Raw genomic sequence first — 6,592 nt, 5'->3', positions numbered from 1 at the left:
GCCGAACTGTCGGCGCAGGCCGAGGCGCCCATGGGCCGGATCGCGGTCACCGCGTTCCCGACCGCCGCCGTCGCGTTCGCACCGGCTCTCGCGCACGGCCTCGCCGACTATCCCGGGCTGACCTTCGTGCTGCGGCAGACCCGGCTCGGCGACGGCCTCAGCCAGGTCCGCGGCGGTGAGGTGGACATCGCTCTGGTGGACGACTGGACCGGCTCGCTGTCGAAGCAGGTCCCCGCGTCCCTGGAGGTGTTCCGGCTGCGCCGCGACCCCCTGGTGCTGGTCGTCCCGGCCGACCATCCGCTCTCGGACCCCGCGCACCCGGTGGACCTGCGGGCGCTGCGCGGGGAGGCGTGGATGGCGGCGCCGCCCGGCGAGCCGTCCCGCCAGGCCGTGGACCGCCTGCTGGACGAGGTCGGCGGCACGGGCCCGGTGCCCTGGGAGTTCGAGGGCCTGCACACCATCCTCAGCCTGGTGGCGCGCGGCCTCGGGATCGCCGCCGTCCCGGCCCTCGCGCTGGCCGCGGGGGAACGCGAGGTCGCCGTCCGCCGGATTCCCGGCTGCACCCTGGCCCGCGAGGTCTACGCCGTCACCCGCGCCGCCAGCGTCCGCCGCCCGGCCGTCGCCGTGACCCTCCGGACGCTCTACTCGGCCGCCCGCCAGGCCGGCCCCGCCCTCCCCGAGTCCTGACCCCGCCTCAGCTGTAGTCGAACCAGCCTTGCATCTTCGCGCCGAACATCATGTCGCCGGACACCTTGATCTTGCCCGTCATCACGCCGGTGACGCCGTTCAGCTCCCCGGTGCAGAGCCGGAGCAGGCTGGGGAGCGACATGCCGAGCGTGACCTTCGCCTTCTCAGGAGCGCCGCGCCCGGCCTCCGCGCGGCCGCCCGCGATGTCCAGGTGGTAGCTGCGCAAGCCGTCGGGTGTCTTGATGTTCCACCGGACGCTGCCCGTGCCGTCGCCCGCCTTCTCCGGGACGAGCCGTCCGGCCATGAGGGCGAAGATCCGGTCGAGGACGTCGTCCACTCCGGCCGCCTGGACGAACTCGGCGATCACCTTGTCGTCCACGCCGTCGGCGTTCAGGAGCTCCCGCAGCTCGGCCGGGGTGCTCACCTCCTCCAGCAGCTGCCTGAAGTCGCCGGTTCCGGACGGGGTCTGCGTGCCCATCGCGCCTCCTCGGGGTGGCCTGCTCCCCGCACTGTTAACGACGAGTCCAATACGGTCAAGGGAAAGGCCCGGACCGGTCGGTGCGCAGCGGGCTCCGGCCGTGTCGCCCGCGCCCGGCGCCGGCCGGAATGTCCGGTCGCAGCCCGGATCCTCACGTACCGTGAAGCGGGTCTCGGATGCCGCCGGGGCCGTCGTCGCGAGGCGCGGGAGCGTGAGGCTCGATGCACCAGAACGTGGCAGGAGAGGACGCCGCCCCCGACGCGGCGGGTGAGTCCCGGCCCGAGGCGGCCGGGACCGGGCCCGCGCCGGCCGGGCGACGGAGGCCGGAGCGGGACGGGCGGGGCGCCGCCGGGCACCGCTTCGATCTGCCCCGGCTGCCGGTGCTGTTGCGGCATGCCGCGCCGCGCTTCGTCGAAGGCGTGATCGCGCCCGTCGCGGTGTTCTACGCCGCGTTCGCGTTGTGGGGCCTGAACGGCGGGCTGGTCGCGGCGGTCGCCTGGGTCTACGGCGGACTCGCCTGGCGGTACACGCGCGGGCACGGGGTGTCGGGGATGCTCGTGCTGGCGGCGCTGGGCGTCACCGCCCGGGCCGGACTGGCCGCTGTCACGCACAGCGCGGTGGTCTACTTCCTCCAGCCGACCCTCGGAACGCTCCTGGTCGGCGTCTCGTTCCTCGCCTCGGTGCCGCTGCGCCGGCCGCTGGCGCAGAAGCTCGCCACCGACATGGTGCCGATGCCCGAGGCGTTCCTGCGGCACGTCCGGGTGCGCCGGTTCTTCTCCCGGGTCTCGCTGCTGTGGTCGTCGGTGTTCCTGGTGAACGCGGCGATCAGCCTGTGGATGCTGTTCAGCCAGTCGCTCACGGTCTTCCTGTGGGTGCGCACCTCGCTGGTCGCGGCCATCGGCGCGGCCGCCGTCGCCGCCTCGGTCTGGGGTTTCCGGCGCTGTGCCGGCCGGGTCGACGCCGAGCCCGTCCCCGCCTGACCTCGCCGCCCCCGCACCGCCCCCCGCACTGACGCACGGAGGCACCGTCCCGGGCGGCGGCGCCGTCGTCATGGTCGGCTTACGTCCTGATCTCCGATAAATTTTCCCCTTGTACGCCATCTGGGGGATCTGGGGGGATTTTCATGGCGAAGGGGCGTCTGGGCATTGCCGTCGCGGGGACGGGGGCGGTGCTGATGCTGGCGTCGGCCTGCGGGGGCGGTGACGGGGCGGCGCAAGGGCGGCTGGCCGCCGAGGCGTCCGCCCCCATGACCGTCACCCCCGGGGACGGCGCGACCGCCGTGAAGCCGGACGGGACCGTCGAGGTCAAGGCCGCCTCCGGGACCCTGGACGGCGTCACCCTCCAGGGCGGCGGCGCGACCGTGGCCGGTGAGCTGTCGGCCGACCGCAAGAGCTGGCGCTCGTCCCGGACGCTGCAGCCCGGCACCGACTACACCGTCACGGCGCAGGGCCGCCGGGACGGCAAGCCGGTCAGCGTGACCAGCCGGTTCAGCACCCTCAAGCCCAGCAAGACGCTCCGCGTGGTCGACATCACGCCCAACCGGACGGGGGAGAAGGTCGGCGTCGGCATGCCGGTCTTCGTCCGCTTCAACCGCGCCGTCGCCGACCGGGCGGCCAAGGCCGCCGTCGAGCGCGCGCTGACGGTCACCCCGGAGAAGCCCGTCGAGGGCGCCTGGCGCTGGATCGGGGACGACCAGGTCGTCTACCGCACCAAGACCTACTGGGCCCCGCACCAGAAGGTGCGGATCGACGCGAGGATCGCCGGCGTCGGCATCGGCCGCGGCGTCTACGGCGCCAAGGACACCTCCGCGACGATGAACATCGGCGCGAAGCGGATCACCAAGGGCAGCATCGCCGCGCACCACATGACCGTGTACGAGGACGGCCGGAAGATCCGGAGCATCCCGTTCAGCGCGGGCAACGGCTCGACCCGCGAGTACACCACCACCAGCGGCGTCCACCTGCTGATGGGGAGCGAGGGGCACGTGACGATGGTGTCCCCGGGCCGCAAGCCGGGCGACCCCGGCTACTACAAGACCGAGGTCGACTGGGCCGTGCGGTTCTCCAACAGCGGCGAGTACACCCACTCCGCGCCGTGGAACGTCGGCATCCAGGGCTCGGCCAACACCAGCCACGGCTGCCTGAACCTCAGCCCGGCCAACGCGCGCTGGTACCACGAGACCGCGCAGCGCGGCGACGTGCTCGACCTGACCGGCAGCAGCCGCCAGCTCGAATGGGACAACGGCTGGGGCTTCTGGCAGATGTCCTTCGCCAAGTGGAAGGCGGGCAGTGCGCTCGCCTGATTCCGGGCCGGCAGCGCGGTGACCTGGGTCACCGCGCTGGAGCGTCTGACCGGTAAGGGGGCTTCGCTTACCCCCGGGGCGTTCGGCAACGCTTTGATCTCGGAGCATGTGATGCGTCCGATCAACCACCAAAACGGTGACAATTGTCGCTAATGTCTCCCGCATACGGCGGGGTCTCGGGAGGTTGACGTGGGGCGGACGCTCACCGCGGGGGTGCGGACGGGCGCGGGGCTCACCGCGATGGCGCTGGCGCTGACGGCGTGCGGCGGCGGGGAGAAGCACGAGGGCACGAACGTGGACGGCAAGGCCGAGGCCGGGTCGCCACAGCTGACGATCACACCGGGCAACGGCGAGGGCCGCGCGGCCCCGGACGCCGGCGTCACGGTCAAGGTCGCCGGCGGGACGCTGGACCAGGTCGTGGTCACCCGCAAGGGCAAGCCCGTCGAGGGCGAGATGTCGGCGGACAAGACCACCTGGCAGTCGCGCACGCTGCGGCCCGGATCGCAGTACCAGGTCCAGGCGTCCGCGCGCAGCCCCAAGGGCAAGACCGCGACCGCCACCAGCGCGTTCGGCACGGTCAAGGCGGGCAACGAGCTGGAGATCACCGACGTCACGCCGAGCGCGGGGCAGAAGGTCGGCATCGGCATGCCGATCATGGTGACCTTCAACCGGGACGTCGGCGACCGCAAGGCCGTCGAGAAGGTGCTGCAGGTGCGCTCGGAGAAGCCGGGCGTCGGCGCGTGGCGGTGGACCGACGACCAGCACGTCGTCTTCCGCACCAAGAACGGCGCGTACTGGCAGCCCAACCAGAAGATCACCTTCACCGCCAAGCTGGCCGGCGTGAAGTCCGGCAAGCGCACCTACGGCATGGCCGACGTGACCCGCTCGTTCAAGATCGGCGACGCGCACATGGTCACCGTCAACGTCAAGAAGCACCGGCTCGTGGTGAAGAAGAACGGCGTCAAGGTCAACGGCTGGGGCATCTCCGCCGGCCGCGGCGGACGCATCCGCAACGGGGTCGACATCTACGAGACCACCAGCGGCGTCCACCTGACCATGGGCAAGGAGAACCCGGCGATCATGACGTCCGAGTGGATGGGCGTCAAGCCGGAGGACAAGGCGAACGGCGGCTACAAGGAGGTCATCCCCTTCGCCGTCCGGATCTCCAACAGCGGCGAGTACATCCACTCGATGGCGTCCACCACGTGGGCGCAGGGGCGGCAGAACGTCAGCCACGGCTGCGTGAACTCCCCGCCCAGCAAGGCCGAGTGGTACTACAGCTTCTCCTACCTGGGCGACCCGGTGGTCATCACCGGCACCGACCGGGAGCTGCCCTGGGACAACGGCTGGAGCTTCTACCAGATGTCCTGGGCCAAGTGGGTGCGCGGCGGAGCCCTCCAGCAGGAGGTCAACACCGCCGGCTGATCCGGTGGCCGCCGGGCCCCGGCCGGCGTCCGGCGGCACCGCGGATCCGGACACCCGAACCGTATCCGGGGCACCGCGCACCAGTCTCCGGGAAAGTTCTACGGATCACCCGATCCTTCGAGCAGGATGGCCCCCGAGAGCACTGGGAGTGCTCTGAAAGTTCGGGGGTTGCGGATGATGGCAGGTCAGGTAGGGAAGGCGTCCGGGGACGCTCCCGCCAAGCGTCGGAGGAGCTGGAAGGCGCGGCTGAAGGACCCGGGGCGCGGCGTCCACCGGCTCGTCCGCCGGCTGGCGTTCGTGCTGCTGCGGCTCGTCGCGCGCGGCCGGATCAGACCGGCCCACGGGGAGCGGCCGGTCGTCCGGGTACTGCTCCAGCACGCCTACGGCACCGGCGGGACGATCCGGACCGTCCTCGGCACGTGCGGGTTCCTGGCCCGCGACCACGACGTCGAGATCGTCAGCGTGATCCGGTGGCGGGACGACCCGTTCTTCCCGGTCCCGGACGGCGTCCGCGTCACCTTCGCCGACGACCGCCGTCCCGGGGCGCACGGTCCGGCGGCCGGGCGGCTGCTGCACCTGTCGCGGCGTGTGCTGCGGCGGCTGCCGAGCATCCTGACCCCGCTGGAGGACGCCAGCTTCCGGGACATGAACCTCCTGACGGACCTGCGGCTGGTCCGCGCCGTCCTGGCGGGGCCCGCAGACGTGCTGATGGGCACCCGCCCCTCGCTCGTCCTGCTGCTCGCCGAACTGGCGCCCAAGGGCGTCGTCACGATCGGGCAGGACCACCGGCACCTGCCCGGCTACCGCCCCGCCCTGCGCGGGGAGATCCTGCGCCGGTACGGCAGGCTGTCGGTGCTGGTCGCCCTCACCGAGACCGCCCGCGACGGGTTCGCCCGGGCGCTCGCGGACACGCCGGTGCGGATCGTGGCGATCCCCAACGCCCTGCCCGCTTTGCGCGGCGGCCTGTCCCCGCGCACGGCCCCCGTGGTGCTGGCCGCCGGACGGCTGGTCCGCGCGAAGGGCTTCGACATGCTCATCAAGGCGTACGCGCCGCTGGTCGACAAGCATCCGGAGTGGCGGCTGCGCATCCACGGCACGGGGGCCCGCGAGGCCCGGCTCCGCAAGCAGATCGCCGAGCTCGGCGTGGGCGACCGGATCGAGCTGCTACCGCGCACCGACATCGCGGGCGCCCTCGAGCGCGCCTCTGTGTACGCGCTGTCGTCCCGGTACGAGGGCATGCCGCTGGTGCTGCTGGAGGCGATGAGCAAGGGCGTGGCGGTGGTGTCCTTCGACTGCCCGGCGGGTCCGGCGGAGATGATCGAGGACGGGGTGAACGGGCTGCTCGTCCCGCCCCGCGACCTGGACGCCCTCACCGCCGCGCTCGACCGCCTCATGTCCGACCGCGACCTGCGCGACCGGCTGGGCGACGCCGCGCCCGCCGCCACCGAGCGCTACCACCTGGACCGGATCGGCCCGCTCTGGATCAGGCTGCTGGACGAGACGCTCGCCCGGCACTGAGACGCGGGCGTCCGCCCGGACATGCGACACGGCCGGGTCCCGACCTCGGGACCCGGCCGTGTCGCATGTCCGGCTCGCGGTGTTTCTTAGGCACCGCCGCTTCTTCTGCCCCGTGCGGTGCCGGAGGCCCGGTGTGGATCAGTGGCTCAGGACGGAGCGGGGACGCGTGGCCGCCGACGCCG

At 72.6% G+C, this 6,592-nt stretch carries 6 protein-coding genes; 5 read left to right on the top strand and 1 reads right to left on the bottom strand.

Translation table 11 applies throughout. The features are described 5' to 3' along the window. Positions 1-687 (top strand): LysR substrate-binding domain-containing protein (locus AB0J52_RS22145; RefSeq protein WP_500183756.1); only part of this gene is annotated, 687 nt, incomplete at its 5' end. Positions 688-694: 7 nt separating this feature from the next. Here AB0J52_RS22145 and AB0J52_RS22140 read toward each other — a convergent pair. Beyond that, positions 695-1,165, bottom strand: coding sequence for an SCP2 sterol-binding domain-containing protein (locus AB0J52_RS22140; protein ID WP_500183753.1), 471 nt, complete (start codon positions 1,163-1,165; stop codon positions 695-697). 221 nt (positions 1,166-1,386) lie between these two features. Between AB0J52_RS22140 and AB0J52_RS22135 the strand changes: the two genes are divergently transcribed. The 4 genes from AB0J52_RS22135 to AB0J52_RS22120 all read left to right on the top strand — a co-directional run bounded on the left by AB0J52_RS22135 (position 1,387) and on the right by AB0J52_RS22120 (position 6,410). Next, positions 1,387-2,145 carry a VC0807 family protein gene (locus AB0J52_RS22135; protein ID WP_500183750.1) on the top strand — a complete coding sequence of 253 codons (759 nt, stop codon included), beginning with the start codon at positions 1,387-1,389 and terminating at the stop codon, positions 2,143-2,145. Positions 2,146-2,288: 143 nt separating this feature from the next. After that, a complete protein-coding gene (locus AB0J52_RS22130) occupies positions 2,289-3,467 on the top strand; it encodes a L,D-transpeptidase (protein ID WP_500183747.1) in 1,179 nt (392 codons plus the stop codon). Between the two features lie 189 nt (positions 3,468-3,656). Beyond that, a complete protein-coding gene (locus tag AB0J52_RS22125) occupies positions 3,657-4,892 on the top strand; it encodes a L,D-transpeptidase (RefSeq protein ID WP_500183744.1) in 1,236 nt (411 codons plus the stop codon). 177 nt (positions 4,893-5,069) lie between these two features. Then, a complete protein-coding gene (locus tag AB0J52_RS22120; protein ID WP_500183741.1) occupies positions 5,070-6,410 on the top strand; it encodes a glycosyltransferase family 4 protein in 1,341 nt (446 codons plus the stop codon). Positions 6,411-6,592 lie beyond the last annotated feature (182 nt).

Source organism: Spirillospora sp. NPDC049652 (assembly GCF_040675125.1).
In the GTDB taxonomy this organism is placed as follows: domain Bacteria; phylum Actinomycetota; class Actinomycetes; order Streptosporangiales; family Streptosporangiaceae; genus Spirillospora.
This window is presented reverse-complemented; position numbering and strand designations above follow the sequence as displayed.